The 20,689-nt window shown below is 39.8% G+C and carries 23 protein-coding genes; 15 read left to right on the top strand and 8 right to left on the bottom strand.

Annotation, left to right across the window (positions count from 1 at the left end; translation table 11 throughout):
- The 4 genes from ACHFIY_RS05280 to ACHFIY_RS05265 all read right to left on the bottom strand — a co-directional run bounded on the left by ACHFIY_RS05280 (window position 1) and on the right by ACHFIY_RS05265 (window position 4,281).
- Complete coding sequence (locus ACHFIY_RS05280) at window positions 1-672, bottom strand: protein-L-isoaspartate(D-aspartate) O-methyltransferase (protein ID WP_410845025.1); 672 nt, start codon at window positions 670-672, stop codon at window positions 1-3.
- Window positions 673-821: 149 nt separating this feature from the next.
- Window positions 822-1,799, bottom strand: coding sequence for a Gfo/Idh/MocA family protein (locus ACHFIY_RS05275; protein WP_410845024.1), 978 nt, complete (start codon window positions 1,797-1,799; stop codon window positions 822-824).
- A 94-nt stretch (window positions 1,800-1,893) separates the two neighbouring features.
- Window positions 1,894-3,618, bottom strand: coding sequence for a phospho-sugar mutase (locus tag ACHFIY_RS05270; RefSeq protein ID WP_410845023.1), 1,725 nt, complete (start codon window positions 3,616-3,618; stop codon window positions 1,894-1,896).
- A gap of 159 nt (window positions 3,619-3,777) precedes the next feature.
- On the bottom strand, window positions 3,778-4,281 hold the full coding sequence (locus tag ACHFIY_RS05265; protein WP_410845022.1) for a phosphoribosyltransferase family protein: 504 nt from the start codon (window positions 4,279-4,281) through the stop codon (window positions 3,778-3,780).
- A gap of 438 nt (window positions 4,282-4,719) precedes the next feature.
- Here ACHFIY_RS05265 and ACHFIY_RS05260 point away from each other — a divergent pair, with 438 nt between their 5' ends.
- From ACHFIY_RS05260 to ACHFIY_RS05225, 8 genes are all read left to right on the top strand, one after another.
- Window positions 4,720-5,481, top strand: a complete 762-nt coding sequence (locus tag ACHFIY_RS05260; RefSeq protein ID WP_410845021.1) for a phosphoglycerol geranylgeranyltransferase — start codon at window positions 4,720-4,722, stop codon at window positions 5,479-5,481.
- Between the two features lie 345 nt (window positions 5,482-5,826).
- Window positions 5,827-6,204: a hypothetical protein gene (locus ACHFIY_RS05255; RefSeq protein WP_410845020.1), complete on the top strand. Its 378-nt coding sequence runs from the start codon at window positions 5,827-5,829 to the stop codon at window positions 6,202-6,204.
- A gap of 218 nt (window positions 6,205-6,422) precedes the next feature.
- Window positions 6,423-6,611 carry a hypothetical protein gene (locus tag ACHFIY_RS05250; protein ID WP_410845019.1) on the top strand — a complete coding sequence of 63 codons (189 nt, stop codon included), beginning with the start codon at window positions 6,423-6,425 and terminating at the stop codon, window positions 6,609-6,611.
- A gap of 44 nt (window positions 6,612-6,655) precedes the next feature.
- Entirely contained in the window at window positions 6,656-7,567 is a 912-nt protein-coding gene (locus ACHFIY_RS05245) for a transporter family protein (RefSeq protein ID WP_410845018.1), read from the top strand.
- Between the two features lie 269 nt (window positions 7,568-7,836).
- Complete coding sequence (gene rpmI / locus ACHFIY_RS05240; protein ID WP_410845017.1) at window positions 7,837-8,034, top strand: 50S ribosomal protein L35; 198 nt, start codon at window positions 7,837-7,839, stop codon at window positions 8,032-8,034.
- Between the two features lie 132 nt (window positions 8,035-8,166).
- Window positions 8,167-8,511, top strand: coding sequence for a 50S ribosomal protein L20 (gene rplT, locus ACHFIY_RS05235; RefSeq protein ID WP_410845016.1), 345 nt, complete (start codon window positions 8,167-8,169; stop codon window positions 8,509-8,511).
- Between the two features lie 128 nt (window positions 8,512-8,639).
- Window positions 8,640-10,070, top strand: coding sequence for a type III PLP-dependent enzyme domain-containing protein (locus ACHFIY_RS05230; protein WP_410845015.1), 1,431 nt, complete (start codon window positions 8,640-8,642; stop codon window positions 10,068-10,070).
- 55 nt (window positions 10,071-10,125) lie between these two features.
- Window positions 10,126-10,452: a hypothetical protein gene (locus ACHFIY_RS05225; RefSeq protein ID WP_410845014.1), complete on the top strand. Its 327-nt coding sequence runs from the start codon at window positions 10,126-10,128 to the stop codon at window positions 10,450-10,452.
- A gap of 7 nt (window positions 10,453-10,459) precedes the next feature.
- Here ACHFIY_RS05225 and ACHFIY_RS05220 read toward each other — a convergent pair whose 3' ends face one another.
- Window positions 10,460-11,728, bottom strand: coding sequence for a replication-associated recombination protein A (locus tag ACHFIY_RS05220; protein WP_410845013.1), 1,269 nt, complete (start codon window positions 11,726-11,728; stop codon window positions 10,460-10,462).
- Window positions 11,729-12,105: 377 nt separating this feature from the next.
- On the opposite strand from ACHFIY_RS05220, the gene ACHFIY_RS05215 reads away from it, so the two are divergent.
- Together ACHFIY_RS05215 and ruvB are read left to right on the top strand one after the other, a co-directional pair.
- On the top strand, window positions 12,106-13,074 hold the full coding sequence (locus tag ACHFIY_RS05215) for a ligand-gated ion channel (protein WP_410845012.1): 969 nt from the start codon (window positions 12,106-12,108) through the stop codon (window positions 13,072-13,074).
- Window positions 13,075-13,367: 293 nt separating this feature from the next.
- The gene (ruvB, locus tag ACHFIY_RS05210; RefSeq protein WP_410845011.1) at window positions 13,368-14,408 is read left to right on the top strand and encodes a Holliday junction branch migration DNA helicase RuvB; all 1,041 of its coding nucleotides are present in this window, start codon (window positions 13,368-13,370) and stop codon (window positions 14,406-14,408) included.
- 191 nt (window positions 14,409-14,599) lie between these two features.
- Here ruvB and ACHFIY_RS05205 read toward each other — a convergent pair whose 3' ends face one another.
- Entirely contained in the window at window positions 14,600-15,178 is a 579-nt protein-coding gene (locus ACHFIY_RS05205) for an AAA family ATPase (RefSeq protein WP_410845010.1), read from the bottom strand.
- Window positions 15,165-15,779 carry a nicotinamide riboside transporter PnuC gene (pnuC, locus tag ACHFIY_RS05200; RefSeq protein ID WP_410845009.1) on the bottom strand — a complete coding sequence of 205 codons (615 nt, stop codon included), beginning with the start codon at window positions 15,777-15,779 and terminating at the stop codon, window positions 15,165-15,167. The genes ACHFIY_RS05205 and pnuC overlap by 14 nt, the downstream gene beginning before the upstream one ends.
- Before the next feature lie 223 nt (window positions 15,780-16,002).
- Here pnuC and ACHFIY_RS05195 point away from each other — a divergent pair, with 223 nt between their 5' ends.
- Window positions 16,003-16,626, top strand: coding sequence for a hypothetical protein (locus ACHFIY_RS05195; RefSeq protein ID WP_410845008.1), 624 nt, complete (start codon window positions 16,003-16,005; stop codon window positions 16,624-16,626).
- 155 nt (window positions 16,627-16,781) lie between these two features.
- On the opposite strand, the gene ACHFIY_RS05190 is transcribed toward ACHFIY_RS05195, so the two are convergent.
- On the bottom strand, window positions 16,782-18,056 hold the full coding sequence (locus ACHFIY_RS05190) for an ABC transporter permease (RefSeq protein ID WP_410845007.1): 1,275 nt from the start codon (window positions 18,054-18,056) through the stop codon (window positions 16,782-16,784).
- A gap of 331 nt (window positions 18,057-18,387) precedes the next feature.
- Between ACHFIY_RS05190 and ACHFIY_RS05185 the strand changes: the two genes are divergently transcribed.
- The 4 genes from ACHFIY_RS05185 to ACHFIY_RS05170 are packed head-to-tail and all read left to right on the top strand — an operon-like array spanning window position 18,388 to window position 20,660.
- The gene (locus ACHFIY_RS05185; protein ID WP_410845006.1) at window positions 18,388-18,795 is read left to right on the top strand and encodes a DUF5618 family protein; all 408 of its coding nucleotides are present in this window, start codon (window positions 18,388-18,390) and stop codon (window positions 18,793-18,795) included.
- Window positions 18,796-18,814: 19 nt separating this feature from the next.
- Entirely contained in the window at window positions 18,815-19,411 is a 597-nt protein-coding gene (locus tag ACHFIY_RS05180; protein ID WP_410845005.1) for an acyl carrier protein phosphodiesterase, read from the top strand.
- Window positions 19,412-19,423: 12 nt separating this feature from the next.
- Entirely contained in the window at window positions 19,424-19,984 is a 561-nt protein-coding gene (locus tag ACHFIY_RS05175; RefSeq protein WP_410845004.1) for a DUF2911 domain-containing protein, read from the top strand.
- A gap of 22 nt (window positions 19,985-20,006) precedes the next feature.
- Complete coding sequence (locus ACHFIY_RS05170; RefSeq protein WP_410845003.1) at window positions 20,007-20,660, top strand: DsbA family protein; 654 nt, start codon at window positions 20,007-20,009, stop codon at window positions 20,658-20,660.
- Window positions 20,661-20,689 lie beyond the last annotated feature (29 nt).

The following is a 20,689-nucleotide window of genomic DNA, read 5'->3' as shown; positions in this document are numbered from 1 at the left end:
CTAGCTTTTCCCGACTAGCATTGGAACAAAAGAAAAATTGTGAAATGATTCTTCGGCTAAAGTACCATCAGGCTTTTTGGTAATGCGGAGCATACGTTGGAAGCCAGTTTCCTCATCGTCCAAAGGCAGTACCATCAAGCCGCCCGGCCGCAATTGCTCTATTAGCTTTGGTGGGATAAAAGGAGCTGCTGCCGTGATAAGTATTTTGTCGAAAGGGGCAAAACTAGGCTGTCCCTTGAACCCATCACCATAAAAAAATTTCATATTTAGGTAAACATCCTTAAAGAGATAATTTTCATGCTGCTTGTAGAGGTTCTTTTGCCTTTCTATGGTATAGACTTTGGCCCCCATCTCAGCAAGTATAGTTGACTGGTACATGCTACCAGTGCCAATTTCAAGTACTTTGTCATTTCTTTTTACTTGAAGCAATTCTGTTTGGAATGCAACAGTATAGGGCTGCGAGATGGTTTGCCCTTCGCCAATTGGGAAAGCTTTGTCTTCATAAGCAATTTTGTCAAATGCACTGTCGAGAAAAAAATGCCTAGGCACCGTATTTATGGCATTTAATACCCGCTGATCTGTTATGCCCTTTTCTTTCAATATATTGGTTAATTGAAGCCGCAGCCCCTTGTGCTGGTAGGTATCAATATGTTTTTTTGGCTCATGTTTCATAATCAGTACAAATTTAACAGAAGCAAACTGTTTTAAAATGCTTAGTGGAAAGAAAAAAAAATGTAAAGAATTACCCCCAAAAGAATACAAGAGAGTACAGCATAAATAATATAAGCATCTGAAATACTTGCGTTAATAAAATGTCTTTGCTAAAGGCCATATACCACGCCTGCTTGCTTTAGTATTTCTTCCAACAGCTTGCTCAAGGCAAGCGTTAATTGATGGGGCATTTTTGGGCTTTGTAAAAGCTTTTTATCAAGGCAGCACATTACTTCCTGTATTTCATGTTCAAAGCCATTGCACAAGTGGGGTATGCTAAAAGATTGTGTGTTGCCATCGTTTTTAACAACTGTAAAATTAGTGGCTTTGTACCAGGGGCTTTGGATGTAGATAGTTCCTTTTGTGCCAAAAACATTGGCTACAATTGGGGTTGCTACCGTAATGGCTGAAAATAAATGAGCTGTTGCCCCATTTGAGTACTGGATAATCATGTTTGCATATTCGTCTATCCCATCTTTCGATAATTTGGAAAGGGATTTTATTGCTGAAGGTTCACCTAATAATAAAGTGGCCAAAAAAATGGGGTAGATGCCAACATCCATAATAGAACCGCCACCCAGTGTTTTGTTAAAAAGCCTGCTTTCAGGGCTATAGGGAATAGAGAATCCAAAATCGGCTTGAACCAATTGTAATTCACCAATAATGCCAGCGGCAATTATTTCCTCTATTTTTTGGATAAAGGGCATACAAGTTGTCCACATCCCTTCCATCAGGAAAAGTTCGTTTTCAGTTGCCAGCTTTAGCATTTCATTTGTTTGCTGGTAGCTAAGGCTCATTGGTTTTTCGCAAAGCACATGTTTTTTATGCTGCAAGCACAGCATGGTATGCTCGTAATGAAAAGCATGAGGAGTAGCGATATAAATAATATCAACTTCATTGTCATTTACCAAGTCGAAATAATTGTTATAATAAATAGATGCCTTAAATTTTTCGGCAAAGGCTTTGCCAGTAACAGTATTACGGGATGCTACTGCATATACAGTTGCATTTTTGGTAAATGAAAGGGCGGTACAAAATTCATCAGCAATCTTCCCTGCGCCTAAAATACCCCATTTGTAATTTTTCATGGTTGTGTGTTGAAATGAAATAGGCTATCAAACCATAGATTACTCCTTTTAGAAAGGAATGCAGCCTTGGTTTGATAGCCTATTACTGATGTGCTTATTTCAAGTTCATATCTTCTATTATGCCTGCAATTTTTGCTTGCAGTTCGGCGAATTTCTCCTCAAATCCGTCCCTGCTTTGCAAGATAGTATGAACACTAAAATAAAACTTTATTTTAGGCTCGGTGCCGCTTGGGCGGGCAGATATTTTGCTGCCATCTTCTGTAATAAATTGTAAAACATTGCTTTTAGGCAAGGTGATGGGGTATGTTTCGCCTGTGATAAGGTTTTTGCCAACTTGCAACTGATAGTCTAGCAAAGTAACCACTTTGCTGCCATTGATGGTGGCAGGTGGGTTTTCACGGTAGCCAGTCATCATGTCGTCAATTTCCTTTTTGCCGTTCATGCCTTTTTTGGTAAGGCTAATCAGGTTTTCGTAATAGAAACCGTATTTAATGTATAGGTCTATTAATTTATCGAATAATGTCCTATCATTGGCTTTTTCATAAGCTGCCATCTCGCACATCAATGCTACTGAACTTACTGCGTCTTTATCCCGCACTTGGTTGCCAATCATTAGGCCAAAGCTTTCCTCTCCGCCAATAACATAGTTCTTGGCAGTGCCAAGCTCTTTTATTTTCTCGGCAATCCATTTAAAACCAGTGAGTACATTGTAGCAAGCCACATCGTTTTGGCGGGCTACTTCGTTTATCATTTCTGTAGTAACGATGGTGCTAATCACCATGTCGTTTGGCTGGGCAATGCCCTTGCTTTTGCGGGCTTCAATCATATAGGCAAATGCCAGTACTGCGGTTTGGTTGCCATTCATCAGCACCCACTCGCCTTTGTGGTTTTTCACGCCTACGCCCACCCTGTCTGCATCAGGGTCGGTACCGCAAAGAATATCTGCATCCAATGCTTTGGCTTTGGCTAGGCCAATACTCATGGTTTCTTTTTCTTCGGGGTTGGGGTATGCAACCGTAGGGAAGTTGCCATCTGGCGTGGCTTGTTCTTCTACAATGTTTACATTGGTAAAGCCAAATACTTCCAGCACTTTTGGCACCAGCGTAATGCCTGTGCCATGGATAGGGGTGTAAACAATTTTCAGGTCATGCTCCTTGGCAATCACGTCTGGGTAAACGCTCAAGCTTTTTACCATAGCAATATAGGCATCGTCCATGTCTTTGCCCAAAAGGCTGATATTGCTTTCACCACCTGTAAACTTAATATCGTCAACAGATTTTATGGCCATAACCTCGGTAATCACGTTTTTGTCGTGTGGTGGCACTAGCTGGCCGCCATCGTCCCAATAGGCTTTATAACCATTGTATTCCTTGGGGTTGTGGCTGGCAGTGCATACTACGCCCGCTTTGCAGCCCAAGGTCCTTATGGCAAAACTTAATTCTGGGGTAGGCCTTAGCGATTCAAACAAAAATACCTTGATGCCATTGGCGGCAAAAACACCTGCGGTTGTCTCAGCAAAAAAACGGCTGTTGTTGCGGCTATCGTGCGCAATGGCTACGCTAATTTCGCCAGTAACTTGTTTTTTCAAGTAATTTGAAAAACCTTGCGTAGCCATGCCTACAGTGTATTTGTTCATTCGGTTAGTGCCCACGCCCATAATGCCCCTAAGGCCACCCGTGCCAAACTCTAGGCTGGTATAAAAACTTTCTTCCAGCTCGCTAGGGTTTTCTGCCTCTAACTTTTTTATTGCGGTTTTTGTAGCATCGTCGTAGTTGCCGGCCAACCATTCGTTTACTTTATCTAAAGTAGCTGCGTTCATTCTTTCTTATTTTAAATTTTGTGTTTTAAATTTTAAATTAATGCGAAGATTTATTTTAAATTTTGGATTTTAAATTTTGAATTAGGTAGCATGACCTATATACAGATGAATCATCTTGTAGTACCTATTAATTCAAAATTTAAAATATACAATTCAAAATTAAGCAATGTAGGCACCCATTATCTCGCCATCTTTTACCTCTACAATGATATTATCTTCGTAAGTTGTAGCAATGGTAAGGCCTATATAATCTGATTTTATGGGGAAAAGCTTGTGCATCCGCTCTACCAGCACCAAGGTTTGTATATGCTTGGGTTGAAAATATAGCAATGGCCTTAATGCGTACAAAAGTGTTTTGCCACTGTTTACCACGTCGTCTATCACAATTACGTTCTTGTTGTTGAAATCGACTGTTGGGTCGCTAAAAAAGATGTCTTTGGGCGCATCTTTGTTTAAAATAACAGAAATAATTTTTACAGGCACAGCAAGGTGCTGGCGGAGCAAGCTGCCTATTTTATTAGCAATTGCTTTGCCGCTGTTCCTTACGCCCACTATTATTATTTCTGCTGGGTCGCCATCCAGTTTCTCTGCAATTTCCAAAGCCATGCGCTGCAATTTTTGCTCGGCAACTTCTTTCGTCAAAATATACTTTCTCTCAGCCATTAATAAGGTTTATCTAGTAGGGGTAAAAGTAAAAGAAATGTTGCATTAAGTAGCTATAAGGGCATATAAATATTTTGTTCATGGTTTTCTTGCGTTAGTACTTGGCGTTTCCTCACGGCTTATTGCGTGCGTATTTTTTTGTTGTTGGAGCATAGCGGACATAAATTTATGGTTAAAAAAATTGGCAAAACAGAGCGGTCTTAGTAGTTTTCTTGTAAGTAGGGCATGGAAAATGCTATATGCTATCCATATAAAATAAAATTTTATCTGTCAATATAGAAATTTGGACAACCGGATATAAACAGCTTTTGTTATATTGCACCTGTGCAGCTAAAGTTTTGCTTTTTGTATCTTTGTATATTAAGACAGCATTAAAAGAAAGATTAAAGGATAAAGACTTTTTCTGCATTTTTGCAACAATCACTTACATTCAATTGCATGAAGCAAGCATTGTATCAAACATTTATTGAAAAGAAAAAGCAAGGGAAGAAATCTTTCTCGGTCTTGATAGACCCAGACAAGGTGAATGCCCAAACGATTGATCAATTGGTGCAATTGGCTACTGATGCAATGGTTGATTATTTTTTTGTTGGAGGCAGCCTTGTAATATCTAACCATTTGGATGCGTGTATCCAACAAATAAAAGCCAACTGCGATATACCCGTGGTATTGTTTCCAGGCTCACCATCGCAGGTAAGCAGGTATGCAGATGCGTTGTTGTATTTGTCGCTAATTTCAGGGCGAAACCCTGAATTGCTTATTGGGCAGCATGTTATCTCTGCGCCTTTTGTAAAAAAGAGCGGGTTGGAAATAATGCCAACTGGGTATATGGTAATAGATGGGGGCGCACCAACTACGGTTTCTTATATTTCCAATGCAAGCCCAATACCTGCCGATAAAAATGAAATAGCCATGTGTACTGCCATGGCGGGTGAAATGCTGGGCATGAAACTAATTTACATGGATGCTGGTAGTGGTGCCAAAAAGCCAATAGCCGAAAGCATGATACAAATGGTATCTAGCTATATAGAAAGCCCACTTATTATTGGCGGGGGCATTACTACCCCAGAAAAAGCTTACTTAAACTGCAAAGCTGGTGCTGACGTAATTGTAATAGGCAATGCCATAGAAAAAGATAGTAGCCTGATTAAAGAAATGAGCGATGCTATAAAAAGCGTGCAAAAGGTGGGCGCTATTTAAGTGGTAGCAAACTGGCTTTTAAAATTTAATTGACATTACGCACTAAAGGCAAAAAAGTAACGTGTTTAAGTTTTTGTTACTGTTTATAAAATTCAAGATTGGTACTTTCTTCAAAATATTTATTTGAGATTGGCTAGCAAGCTTCTTCTTTTCGATCATCATTTCACTTATCAAAGTGGCATTTTCATTAACTGCTGTCATTGACTTAGTTTCTAAACAAATTTAAGGAAATTATTGAGTACTTTTTTTCATCCGGCAATCGTTAGGATATCTTTTTATTACTTTTTGCTAATTGCTACTTTGTGCCTTTTGGGACAACAAAGGAAGTTGCATTACATTTGCTTCATGTTTAAACAATCAATTGCAATACTATTCCTGCTTGCTTTTGTGGCACAGACTTTTAGTAAGGCAGTTATTGTTTGTAGTTTTTATGCCAACCAAAGCTATATTGCAAAAAACTTTTGCGAGAACAAGGCAAAACCCCGTAGCTGCTGCGCAGGTAAATGCCAGTTGAAAAAGAAACTGAACAAAGATACCAAAGAAGACAAGCAAAGCAATGAACGCAGAACGGGCAAGGATAGCGAAGTGCTTTCGTCAAAATCTTTTTTTACACACACGTCTCCATGTATCTCGCAAGAAATAGTTATTGCTTATACTAGCCATACTGCTGGCAAACCTATAAGGGTGCCTAGGGCTGTTTTTCACCCGCCAGATATTATCTAATAAACGACTATGTGCATTTGTCGGTAGCGTAAACCTAGAAAGTTATTAAAGCCTTCTAGGTAGGCTGTTCAGAACCGAGGGAGACTTTTTGGTACGATTTTTAGATACTCCATAGGGTTTTAACCCCGTGGAAACAATGGGTTGAAAGCCATTGAAAAGTGAACAAAGACATGCAAGCCTTTTGTGAAGAGTCTACCTTATAGGTTACAATTACCCGTATGCCATTCATTTGCCAGCATAAGGTTTGCCATTGGCAACAAACCATTTATTCCTCACATTTTATCAGTAAACGCATGGTACGCCAACAAGATTGGTACAACCAATCCGTAATTATGCGTGTACGCACCAGTATCTCCATTGTTTTATGGATAATACTCTTGTTTATAGTGTCTATCAATGATGCATAAATTATTGCCCTATTTAAAAAAATATTTTATTAATAATATTATTTATGAAAAAAAACATCCTAATACTTATTTGCATATTCATTTCCTTCAACAATTTCGCCTGCCCTATTTGTGGCTGTGGTGGCGGCAACTTGTATATGGGCTTGATGCCCGATTTCAAAAGCAAATTTTTAGGTTTTAGGTACCATTACGCAGGCTACCATACCCAATTGGCCGACGACCCCACGCAGTTTAGCACCAACCATTATAATATCGTTGAGCTATGGGGTGGATTCAACATCAATAAAAAACTAAGGTTGATGGCATTTGTGCCATATTATATCAACAGGCAAATAGACGATGATGGCATTGCCAATCCACATGGGTTTGGCGATATTACCATTATGGCACAGTATAATGTATGGGGAAGCAGCAAGTTGTTGAAAAACAATAAGGTTTTAAAACAACAATTATGGCTGGGCGGGGGCATCAAACTGCCTACTGGTTGTTTTAAGGTAAATACAGCTGACAGCAACACCACAGTTGCCGACATAAATGCCCAATTAGGCACGGGCAGTACCGATTTTATATTGAATGGATTGTATAGCCTTCAAGTGGGCAAAATAGGTGCAAACATTTCTGCAAACTATAAGTTGAACACGGTGAATAGCGACAATTACAAATATGGCAACAAGTTTACAGGCAATGTGATTACATTTTACCAGTTAAACAAAAAGCACTTGTATATTATACCCAACTTGGGCATAGGCTACGAAACCACGCATTTTAACGAACTGCAAAAAGCAACTGTGGCTTTTACAGGCAGCCGCTTGCTTACCTACATTGCTGGTGTAGAACTAAGTTATAAGTCAGTTGGGTTTGGCATCAATGCCCAGTTGCCTGCCAGCCAAGACTTTGCCGAGGGGCAAACAGATATGCGTTTTAAAGCGATGGCACATATATCTTATTCTTTTTAAAGCTTAAAACAGGCAATAGGCAAAGGTGCAAATAGGGGGATTTCCTCCTTGTTTGCACCTGTATTATTACTATGCAAAACTTTTAAAAAAACTGTTTCTACTAAAATAGCTTGAAACAAGCAAAGGGCAAAAGGAATTATACCTAATTTCATTTTTTGCAATTTCCATTTATAATCCGTACTTTCGCCGCCCATTTCCCAAAAGGTTCAACAAGCCCCCGTCTGTTCGGGGCACCTGTAGGGTATAATCTTCATAATAAAGATTATTTTATGCCTAAAGTTAAAACAAACTCAAGTGCCAAGAAGAGGTTCAAAGTAACCGGCACCGGCGAAATCACGTTTCAAAAGGCGTTCAAACGCCACATTTTAACCAAGAAATCTACCAAGCGCAAACGTGCCATGCGTATTAAAGGCACTGTTGGCGATGCCAACAAAGATTTTGTAATGCGCTTGTTGCGTTTAAAATAAGCCTTGTTTAATTTAAAATTCTAGATTTTGGATTTTAAATTATAAAATAAGCACTTCACAAAAAGAAACAATAAAACAATTTAAAAACATCTGTTAGCTGCTTCAAAGGCACTAACAACAAAATAAGTAATTATGCCACGTTCAGTAAATGCAGTTGCATCAAGAGCAAGGAGGAAAAGGATTCTCGACCAAGCCAAAGGTTATTATGGCAAACGTAAAAACGTATATACCGTAGCCAAGAACATTGTTGAAAAAGGCTTGACTTACAGCTATGTAGGCCGTAAATTGAAAAAAAGGGAATACCGCCAGTTGTGGATTGCCCGTATCAACGCAGGCGTACGTGCGGAAGGCCTTACCTACAGCCAATTTATACACAAATTATCTGAAAAAGGCATTGAATTGAACCGTAAGGTATTGGCAGACTTGGCCATGAACAACCCTGAAAGTTTCAAAACATTGATTGATTCTGTAAAATAGTATTTACCATACATAGAAAAAAAGCTGAAGCCACCATGCTTCAGCTTTTTTTATTCCCCCAATGTATTGCAAACAATTACTTTTGCTTTCTTTTTATTTATATATCACTCATTAAACCAAGTTCTTAGATGAACAATACCTACACCTCCTTGGTGAATCAAACCTTCCATTTCCCGCAGGAAGGTTATAAATTGAATAATGACGGTTATTTAATGTTTAATGATGTTGACGTAAAGGCATTGATTGACAAATATGGTACTCCCTTGAAAATTACCTATCTGCCCAAGATAGGGATGCAAATAAACAAGGCCAAGCAAATGTTTGCCAATGCGTTTAAGAAGCATAAGTACGAAGGCGATTATAACTATTGCTACTGTACCAAAAGCTCGCACTTTTCTTTTATAGTGGAGGAAACCTTGAAGCACCAAATACACTTGGAGACTTCTTATGCGTACGATATAGAAATTATCAACCAGCTTTTCCTGAAAAAGAAGATTAATAAAGAAACCTTTATTATTTGCAATGGCTACAAGCAAAAAGCCTATACCAACCGAATTGCAAAACTGATTAATACAGGTTTTAAAAATGTAATACCGATTTTAGATAATAAGGAGGAACTGGATGCTTATCGCAAGTCTGTAAAAGAACCTTTTAAACTGGGCATCAGGGTGGCTGCGGAAGAAGAACCTTCTTTCCCTTTCTATACTTCCCGTTTAGGCATTAGGCCAAGGGATATTTTGGAATTTTATGTGGATGAGATTGAAGGCTTTGAAGATAAGTTCCAGCTAAAAATGCTGCATATATTCCTGAACAAAGGCATTAAGGATGATATTTATTACTGGAGCGAACTGAACAAAGTAATAAACCTATACTGCCAATTAAAGAAAATTTGCCCAGAACTAGATTCTATCAATATCGGTGGCGGTTTCCCTATCAAGCACTCTTTGGGCTTTGATTATGACTACCAGTTCATGATAAATGAAATTGTTGGCAACATTAAACGTGCCTGCAAAAAAGCCAAAGTGGCCATGCCGCATATCTTTACCGAGTTTGGCAGCTTCACCGTTGGTGAAAGCATGGCGCATATTTACAGCGTGATAGGACAAAAAGTACAGAACGACCGTGAGTGCTGGTACATGATAGATTCTTCATTCATTACTACCCTGCCAGATACTTGGGGTATTGGCGAGAAATTCCTGATGCTGCCTGTGAATAAGTGGGACAATGAATATCACCGGGTGGTTTTGGGGGGCATTACCTGCGACAGCCATGATTATTACGACAGCGAGGAACATATAAATGAAGTATTCCTACCAAAGTTGACCAATAACTACAAAGGCGAGGAAGAAAGCAACAAAGAACCTTTGTATGTAGGTTTCTTCCATACAGGTGCTTACCAAGACCAGATTAGTGGCTATGGTGGCATTAAGCACTGCCTTATCCCTTCGCCCAAGCACATTATTATTGAACGCAACAAAGATGGCGAGCTTGAGGACTGGGTATATGCCAAGGAACAATCTGCTCAAAGTATGTTGAAGATATTGGGGTATATAAAATAAGTACAGTATTCTTCTACATAATAATTCGCTAGTTTTGTAATAAATAATAGCAACAATGAGTACATTGGAACTAAAGGTTTATGAAATATTCAAGTCAAAATTTTCCGAGCAGGAAGCTGCTACGGTTATAGAATATTTTGAAGCAAAATCTAAAGAAAAAATAGACGAAAAAACCCAGGTTTATCAAACACTACAGACAAAAGATTTAGAAAACCTTAGGAAGGAGATGCATACTGTATTTGCAACAAAAGAAGATTTTGCTAAAATGGATTCTAAACTAGAAACTAAGCTTGCGGAAACAAAAGTAGAAATATTGCGTTGGATGTTTGGTATTTTTCTTGCCATGATGATGGCTATAATAGGGTTGTATTTCAAGAAATAAAAACACATCAATACCCATACTTCCCCTTCCACCTGTCTTTTAAAAATTTACGCAGTTCATTTTCCCGTGCATTGTTCCCAGGCTGGTAAAATGGCGTGCCTGCAAGCGGCTGGGGCAGGTATTCCTGTTCTATAAAATTGCCTTCGCCCAAGTGAGAATACTGGTAGTTTTTGCCATACTCCATGTCTTTCATCAGCTTGGTGGGCGCATTGCGTATATGCAGCGGCACTGGCAGGTCCCCAGTTTGCTGCACAGCTCGTAGTGCTTTGCCAATGGCTTCATAAGCCGCATTGCTTTTGGCAGAAGATGCAAGGTAAGTGGCACATTGGGATAGTATAATCCGGCTTTCTGGGTAGCCAATTTTGCTTACTGCATCAAATGTGGCATTGGCCAATAGCAAGGCATTGGGGTTGGCATTGCCAATGTCTTCACTGGAAAAAATAAGCATCCTGCGGGCAATAAATTTTATGTCTTCCCCTCCTTCTATCATCCTTGCCAACCAATACACAGCCCCATTGGGGTCGCTGCCACGCATACTTTTAATAAAAGCCGAGATAATGTCGTAGTGCTGCTCGCCCTTTTTATCGTACAGGGCTATTTTCTGCTGGGCTATATTCATTACCCTGTCATCAGTTATGGCAAGGTCGCCAGTTGAAATGATGGTTTGTGATACCAGTTCCAGTAGGTTCAGCAGTTTACGGGCATCGCCACCGCTTATTTTTACCATTGCAGCAGTTTCTTTTAGTACTATTTTGTATTGCTTTAGCCATTCGTCTTTTATAAGTGCCTGGTGCAGCAAAGCTACCAAATCGGTTTCTTGCAATGGCCGTAACACATACACTTGGGCACGGCTAAGCAGTGCGCTGTTTACTTCAAAAGAGGGGTTCTCAGTAGTTGCACCAATCAAGGTAATAATACCTTTTTCTACAGCTCCCAGCAAGGCATCCTGCTGCCCTTTGTTGAAACGGTGTATCTCGTCAATAAAAAGGATGGCTTTTGAGGTATGCCTGGCCTGTTCTATCACTTCCCTTACCTCTTTTACGCCGCTGCTGATGGCGCTCAACTGGAAATAAGGGGCATTAATGGCTTGCGCTATAATATGGGCAATAGTGGTTTTGCCCACCCCTGGCGGCCCCCATAAAATAATGGAGGGAAGGTTTCCTTGCGTAATGGAAGAACGCAAAATGCTTCCTTTGCCTGTGAGGTGCTGCTGCCCTACTAGTTCATCTAACGTTTGGGGCCGCATCCTTTCTGCGAGTGGGATATTTTGAGACAATACTTTAAATTTAAGTTTTTACTATGTGGTAAAAAAGCCATTTTTTTTTAACCACTCCCTAAAATCTGCTATGGTATAAAAGAGTTCATCGGGCAAAAGCTAATTTATTTTCCATTGTATTTGATTAATCATGCTACAAAACATAAAAATAGGCAATCGTTTCCATTGCACATCCTAAAAGCAAGATATACTTATATATGGGTGGCAAAGTCTTTTTTGCTATATAAAAATTTGAAGCACTTTTAAGTGCTTCAAAAAAAGTGCTTCAAAAAATACTACTTAAAAAAAAATCCTCATTGCCTAAAATACTAAAAACACTGATAAAAATGGTTTGCTTTTTGCGATAGCTTACCTTTCAAACAAAATAAAAACACAAGATGAAAAACACCCTCCTCTTTTCCATCTTATTTATGGTTGTTGCGTGCTTTTTTAGCAGCAATGCTATTGCCGAGAAACCACACCCAGACACGGTGAAAACAGGCATATACATTACCAGCATACATGACATCGATTTTAAGCAAAACGAATACACGGCTATTTTTTGGCTATGGCTTACTTACAAGAAAAAAGAATTTGACTTTGCCCAAAACCTTGAAATACCACAGGCAAAAACCGTTACCAAGTCATTTTCGACAGTTGACTCCTCCAACGGGCAGATTTACTTACTGATGAAAATGCAATGCGTGATGAAGGACTCATGGCGCATAAACAATTTCCCGTTCGACCGCCAGAAACTACACTTATCTATAGAAAATTCTCAGTTTGATGCCAAGAGCCTTGTGTTTGTGGCAGATACGCTAGGTATGCACTACGACCCCAAGTTCACATTAAAGGGCTGGGACATAGATAGCTTCACTGTTTCAACAGGTAAAAAAGCCTACGAAACAGCTTTTGGTGATGCCAGCTATGCAAAACCCCATTCTGAATACGCAAATTTTAAAGTAAATATCGGCATCAGCAGGTCTGCAACAGAGTTATTCTGGAAAATGTTCTTGGGCATGTATGTGGCGTTCCTTATTTCTTATATCTGTTTTTATATACATGCCGACAATATCGACTCCCGTTTTGGCCTTAGTGTAGGCTCGCTATTTGCAGCTATAGGCAATAAGTATATTATTGACGCCTCGCTGCCCGACTCTACTTCACTCACATTGGTTGACACGCTTCATGCCATGACCCTGTTTTTTATTTTTGTGGTTATTGTTTCTTCTACCTATTCATTAACCATGCTCAAAAAAGGGAAAGTAAAACAGGCATACCTTTTCGATTCGATTGCAGCCAAAGTGGTATTGGTGTCCTACATCCTTTTAAATATTTACTATATTTCAAATGCTTTAAAGGGGTAATGCGCTAAAGAACGGTTTCAACTATATTCTTTTTTTGCATTAAAAAGCAGATATGCCAGTAGCACTAAATAATACCCAATTAGAAATACTAAAATTGATGTGTTTTTTATTTTTTTTCGAAGCTACAAAGACCTTCTTTTGGCTAGATTGATTTTTTTTCAGGAGCATAGCCCTTTTTAAGCACGACGGGCAAAAAATGCAAGCTGGTTATTACTTTATTTCCTTTGTGCTGCTTCGAGCCTTTGTGGCGAAAAAATACCTGATTAGTAACACAATGCTTTATTTTTGACACGATGGCAAAAGAAAATGTACATAAAACAGAGCAGCTTGCAGGCACAGACAAGGAATTTGAAAATACCATACGCCCTGCCGCCATCGACGATTTTAGCGGGCAGCCCCAATTGATAGAAAACCTGCTCATTTTCATTAAAGCGGCCAAAATAAGGGGGGAAGCACTAGACCATATATTGTTCCATGGCCCCCCAGGCTTGGGAAAAACAACCCTTAGCCGCATCGTGGCAAACGAACTAGGCGTGAACATAAAAGAAACAAGCGGGCCCGTGATAGAAAAACCGGGCGACCTTGCCGGGCTGCTTACCAACTTGCAACCGAATGATGTATTGTTTATTGATGAGATACATCGGCTTAGTACCGTTGTGGAAGAATACTTGTACGCCGCCATGGAAGATTTCAGGATAGACATAATGATAGACACAGGCCCCAACGCCCGTAGCATACAAATAAACCTGAACCCTTTTACATTGGTGGGAGCTACTACCCGTAGCGGTTTGCTGACAGCCCCCCTACTCTCAAGATTTGGCATTAAGAGCAGGCTGGAATATTACGATGCAGCCACGCTGAAAAAAATCATTAAGCGCAGTGCCATTATTTTAAACACCAGCATTAAAGACGATGCAGCGCACGAAATAGCCCGCCGCAGCCGTGGCACGCCCCGTATAGCCAATGGCTTGCTAAGAAGGGTAAGGGATTTTGCACAAGTGCTGAATGATGGGAAGATAGACCTTGGCATTACCCAACATGCCCTAAAAGCATTGAATGTGGATGAGCATGGCCTAGACGAAATGGACAACAGGATACTAGGGGCTATTATTGAAAAATTCAAAGGAGGTCCCGTTGGTCTTACAACCATTGCTACTGCCGTGGGCGAAGAGCCTGGTACTATTGAGGAGGTATATGAACCCTTCCTGATAAAAGAAGGCTTCCTGCAGCGCACACCAAGGGGCAGGGAAGCCACAGAAAAAGCATACACACACCTAGGGCTAAAGCCTTTTGCAGCAAAACACCCAAATCTTTTTAGCCAAGATCCAGCTTAACTGAATGATTGTAGCCATAAAAATACGAAGGAGCACAAAGAAAAGAGAAGTTTAAAGGTTACCAGATAATCCAAATAACCTCCTTTTTTCTTAGTGATACTTAAAATCTTTTTGGCAAAAAAAATCAAATGCAAAACATTACTTGTTCGCTTTGGGGCGGTTGCTAATAATGCTATTTATTATATTTCTTACTATGTGCCTATATTCCTATGTGGTAAACCAAAAGTTGTATCCGCAGCATCAATAGCTTTCTGCAGCCTTTGTTTATAATTGCCGCTAATGTCCACCCATGGTACAGGTTGGTTTTCGAGTATATGCTTGTAAATAGCGTGCAGTTCTATCCTTGGGCCCTCGTCTGGGTATTCGCGCAGTTCGTCTGCTACCCAGGGCAGGTCTATATTGCACAGCAGGTAAAGGTCGCATTGCTGTTTTTTTATGGCTTCTTCTATAAACGCATGGCACTGCCCAAATACAAACTCGCACCACACTTTCATCACGTGCATGTCTGTGTCAATAAATAAAAGACGGCTGCTCCCTTTCTTTTGTTCGGTATTTAGTACCAGGGTTTCGTATTCCTTCTGCAAAGCAAGTTGCCCTTTGGCAATGGTAAGCAAATCGTCAAAAGTATAATCTGTGCCATGCTCAAGCAGGTATTCCCTAGCATATTCAGGGCACCAAACAGTGTGGTAATGCTTTGCCAGCAGTTCGCTCAATGTGCTTTTGCCTGTTGATTCAGGACCAATAATTACTATTTTTTTAATCCCTTGCATACGGTGTTTTCTTTTTCCATTCAATTAATCCCATGATTGCCAATACGAGGAACACCACATATTGCAAGCTGGTAAAAACGGCTCCTTTGTAAAAGTAAAGGGGTATAGAGGCCGTGTTGGTTAATATCCACCAAATCCAGTTTTCTACTTTCTTTCTTGCCATTTGCCACATGCCCGTATATGCCGTTGCAGATGCAAAAGAATCGGCAAAAGGTACAGTGCTATTGGTATGGTTCTTTAGCACTACATACAAAATAACCCAAGAGGCAATAAAAAAGATGGCACAAATTGTCCAGTCTTTCCGTGTGTTGTAAGTGATGGGCAGTGTTTCGCCACTTTTTTTTTTGCTCCAAACATACCATCCGTACAGGCTCATGATGGTGTAGTAAAAATTGAGGCTGCCCTCGGCATAAAGGTTCCACCATGCAAAACAAAACCAAGTATAAAAAATGGTGCTGATAATGCCTGTGGGGTAAACTAGTATGTTTTCCTTCCGTGAATACAATACGCTTGCAATCCCAAAAAAAACGGCTGTATATTCTGGCCAAGTTGTTTGCTTGATGCCTATAACCAATGCCTGTACAAATGCTGATACACCCACTGTGCTGTTTTATGATTTGCCCAAAGATATAGCCACGATTTATTTGGTGGAAATCTATTCTACTTGATGGGGCGTAGAATTGTGAAAGATGGAATTTCATCAACGGTACAAATAGCCCAATTTTATTTAAATAAAATACCAATAATTCAACTAATTTTAGCAAATTATCAAGCAAATATTTTAGTAATGGCAGCTTGCTTAGCGAAGCCTCAAAATAACACAAATGAAAAAAACAGCTGCCATATTTTTGTTCACCATCATTGCTTGGCAATTGCCTGCACAGCAACGCATCATTGCCGAGTGTACACTTACCTACTCAATAGCTGCACCAGATGCCAGCATGGATGCTGCTTCGGCTTTTAAGGCTAGTAAGAAAACAGTATATATAAAAGGCAACGATTGCCGTACAGATTTAGTAAGTGCGGCTTTTTGCCAGACCATGTTTTACGACAAAACAACGGGAAACGCTACCATTTTGAGGGAGTTTGGCACAAACAAATTCATGACAAAGCTGGACAATGCCAAATGGATAAGCGAAAATAAAAAGTTTGAAGGCCTAACTATTAATTATGCTGAAGAACACAAAACAATTGCTGGCTACGATTGCAAAAAAGCCACCTTGCAGTTGAAGGATGGCAATAGTTATGTTTTGTATTATACCTCCGCCATTGTACCTTCTGTAAAAGAATTTGAATACCAGTTTAAAGATATACCGGGCTTGGTGCTAAGCTACGAAGCCATTGGCGAAAAAGGGGACAAGGTAAAATATACCGCCACAAGGGTAAACCTTAGCCCAGTGCCAAATAGTATTTTTATAATACCTACATCTGGTTACCGCATCTTGTAGGGGCTATTGCATAAGCCCTTCCGAATACTCCAAACAAGTTGGGGTAATATAAAGGTATCAATCCATTTCTTTGCTTGCTTCCCTTTGTGATGCTTTGAGTCTTCGTGCCTTTGTGGCTAATTTTTCTTTGCAAGCAGGGCGTATGCAATACGCTCCTACTCGTACCGCAAAGCCACAATTGGGTTTAGCCTTGCTGCTTTCATGGCTGGGTAAATGCCCGCTGCCAGCCCTACCAAGGAACAGATCACAATACCTGTAATTACCCATGCCCAAGGGATCACGAAACCTGTATGCAAAACTAGCCCAGCTATATTACCTACCAATACGCCCAGTAGGATACCAAAAAAAGCACCTAACATGCTAATAATAAGGCTCTCAAACAAAAACTGCTGTCTTACGTTTTTCCGTTTGCCGCCCAGTGCTTTTATTAGGCCTACCTCTTTGGTTCGCTCATTTACCGATACCAGCATAATATTCATCAATCCTATTGCGGCACCTATCAACGTAATCAACCCAATAGCCCCAGCACTGGCCGCAATACTGCTAAGGAACCCAATAAACAACTCTGCAAACTTGTCGCTTTTTTCTATTACAAAATTGTCCTGGTCTAGTGGCTGCAGCTTGCGTACGTTCCTGAAAAGAGCTGTTGTTTCGCCAATTGCTGCGTCTAGACCCTGCACTTTGCTTACCATGATAGCAATAGTGTAAGAAGTGCCAGCATTCCTAAACCTTGCACTGTTGTTGTAAGGCGTAAGTACTACCTCGTCCTGCCTTAAAAAAGCACTGCTTCCCTTGCTTTGCAGCAAGCCAATGACCCTGAATGAAATGCCGCCCACCTGTATTATTTTGTCGATGCTGTTTTCTGCCCCCTCGCCAAACAGCTTTGTGGCTGTGTTGTAGCCTATCAGGCAAACATTCCTGCCAGTTTCTATATCTAGGTTGCTAAAATTCCTGCCTGTTTGCAGGTTGTAGCCTGTTACGTTCAGGTAGTTTTCATCCACGCCCCATACCGTTGTTTGTGGGTTTGTTTTTTTGTCTTTGTACCTGCATTCTACGCTGTTGCCCAGCCTGAAATAAATACTTACGGAAGATGGGAATGCAAATATTTGTTTAAACCGTAGGGCTTCTTCTTTTTGTATAGGCTTGTCTAGGTTCGATTTCTTTTCCTTTTGCCCCCTTTTGGCAAGGGACAACGTTTCCTGATTCCCCCCCCCAAACCTTACCCTGCTTTCCTTGAAGCGTATGCTAAAGGCATTTGCCCCCATGGAAGAAAAACTTTCCCGCAGGCTTTGGTTCATCGATTGTATGGCGGTGATAATGCCAATCAATGCCATGATGCCAAAAGCAATAATAGCCACGGTAATACCCGTTCGCAATTTGTTGCTCTTCACTGTTTTAAAAGCCAATAAAAAAGAATCTGTAAGCGTCATGGAAATTAAAGGTAAATGAAATAGGCATTTATGGGTGCAAAAAACAATTGGTTATCCTAATTTTTTTGTGGAATTGTTTTTGCCACAAAGGTCACAAGGAATAAGAAACACAAAGCACACAAGGCGATAGGGGGCATATTAGGTACACAAAGAATTTGCAAAATCCCAAAAATCTATCAGTGTTTCCGCATAGCCTTGTGTACTTTAACTGTAACGTAATGCCAAAATTAAGATGTTTTTACTTAGCGTACTCTGTGTAACCCCCTTTGTGTAGTTTGTGGTTAAACACTCTTTATATTTTGAAAAAATCATTATTTTAGGAAAAAAATCCATGCTAGAAAAGAACAGCTATTTAGAAGCAAAGCGGTATATAAATAATGCCTGGGAAATATTAAGCACCAAAGCTGGCAAAAAAGGTAAATTTTATACAGATCCCAAATATGTAAAAATGGCCTTCAACACCGCCTATACAGATGTATTGGTAGTGCTGGACGATGTAATAAAGGTAAGGAAAAAGAAAGAGCGGCCTGATGTAGATAAATACCGGAAAGCCCTTTCGGTAGAAAATAAAAAAATATTGCAATACTTTAACAGTGCCTATAATTACCTGCATTTATTAGGTGGCTATGATGGGGATTTGAACGTACATACCTCCACGGAAGTCTTGGCTTTAGCCGAAGAAATTATTGAATGGACAGGCGGCAAATTGGAAAAGAACAAAGAAATTGCTGAAATATAATTTTTACTATCTTCAAAGCATGAATTATCTTGCCCATGCTTATTTGTCTTTTCAGCAGCCACCTATCGTGGTGGGCAATATGATAAGTGATTTTATAAAAGGCAAAAAGCAATACGATTACCCATTGGCTATTCAAAAAGGGATAAAGCTACACAGGGCTATTGATAATTTTACCGATACACATGCCATAACAAAGAAAGCCAAGCAGTTTTTCCGCCCAGCAGTAGGACCTTATTGTGGGGCATTCTTGGACATAGCTTATGATCATTTCCTAGCTACTGATACAAATGAATTTGCAACCCCCGCTAAACTTGCTGTTTTTGCAGATTTTACATACCAAGTATTGGAGGACAATGAAAATATATTGCCTGAAAGGTTTACAAAAATGCTGCCCCACATGAAGCAAAACAATTGGCTGAACAACTACCAACACAACTGGGGCATACAAAAAAGTTTTGCCAATATTGCTTACAAAGCTACTTACCTAACATCGGGTGATGAATGTTTTAGCCTGTTTGAGCAGCATTATGAAAACTTAAAACAATCCTATAAATTATTTTTTCCCGAATTGAAACTATATTCGGCACAATATTTAGAAACATTGCATCGTTTATAAAAGTTGTTTTTTATGAAAAATTATATTTTGTTTTCTGTTTGCTTGTGCATTGCTTTTGCTACATCTGCACAGCAAAAACCCACTGAGCTAGACAAAAGCCCAATGGACATGAGCTATTGGCCAGCTAATTACCCATTGCTAAAATTGAATGGCAAGGCAAAAGATGGCCCAGTAGCTAGAATAGTGTATAGCCGCCCTATAAAAAACAACAGGACTATTTTTGACAGCCTTGTAAAATACAACGAGGTTTGGCGGCTTGGTGCAAATGAAGCAACAGAAGTAGAATTTTTTAAACCCGTTAAAATTGGTGGCAAACCCGTTCCTAAAGGGAGGTACACCATTTTCTGCATACCCAACGAGGCTAGGTGGACCTTGATTATAAACAAAGACAATTATTGCTGGGGCAGTTTTATATACGATTCAAAAAAAGACCTGCTTCGTACAGACGTGCCTGCAGAACGGAACAGCGAGGTTGTAGAAGCTTTTACCATCTATTTTGAAGAAGTGAAAACAGGCGCAAATTTGATAGTACTTTGGGACAATTTGAAGGCGGCATTGCCCATTAGTTTATAAAAGGCTCAATTAATTTTGCAGTATGGACAAGCCCATTTTATTTTATTGTTACGATGCATATTGTGGCTGGTGCTATGGTTTTAGCAATGTGATTACACAAATTGATGCACAGTATAGCCAGTATTTGCAGATGGAAGTATTGAGCGGCGGCATGGTACTACCAGAAAAGCCAGTACATATTGGTGTTACTGCAGGCTATATACAAGAAGCATACAAAACAGTGGAAGAACATACAGGTGTAGTGTTTGGCGCAGATTATTTATGGCATATCGATAACCCAGATTTAAGCGATTGGTTCCCCAATAGCGAGAAGCCCGCAATAGCTTTGTGTATCTTTAAAGAATATTATCCCGAAAAGCAAATAGCTTTTGCGGCAGATTTGCAATATGCTCTCCATTTTGAAGGCAGGGATTTGACAGACAATGAGTCGTACAATCATTTAATAGAAAAATACAGCATACAGTCAGAAGCATTTCTTGCTAAATTGGCTAGTGAAGAATATAAAGAAAAAGCGTATTACGAGTTCCAATTGTGCAAGCAATTGCAGGTTACTGGCTTCCCTTGTGTGTTTTTGCAGACTGCTGAAAATAAATTTTATCAGCTTGCAAGGGGCTATACCGATTTCAATACGCTGAATGAACGGCTTTTAAATACCTTGAAAGAGGTAATAGCATAAAAAAGGCAACAGGGTTTAGATATTTAACC

Source organism: Parasediminibacterium schistidii, assembly GCF_046546515.1.
GTDB lineage: Bacteria > Bacteroidota > Bacteroidia > Chitinophagales > Chitinophagaceae > Parasediminibacterium.
The sequence above is the reverse complement of the archived record's forward strand: the minus strand, read 5'-3'. Positions and strand labels throughout refer to the sequence as shown.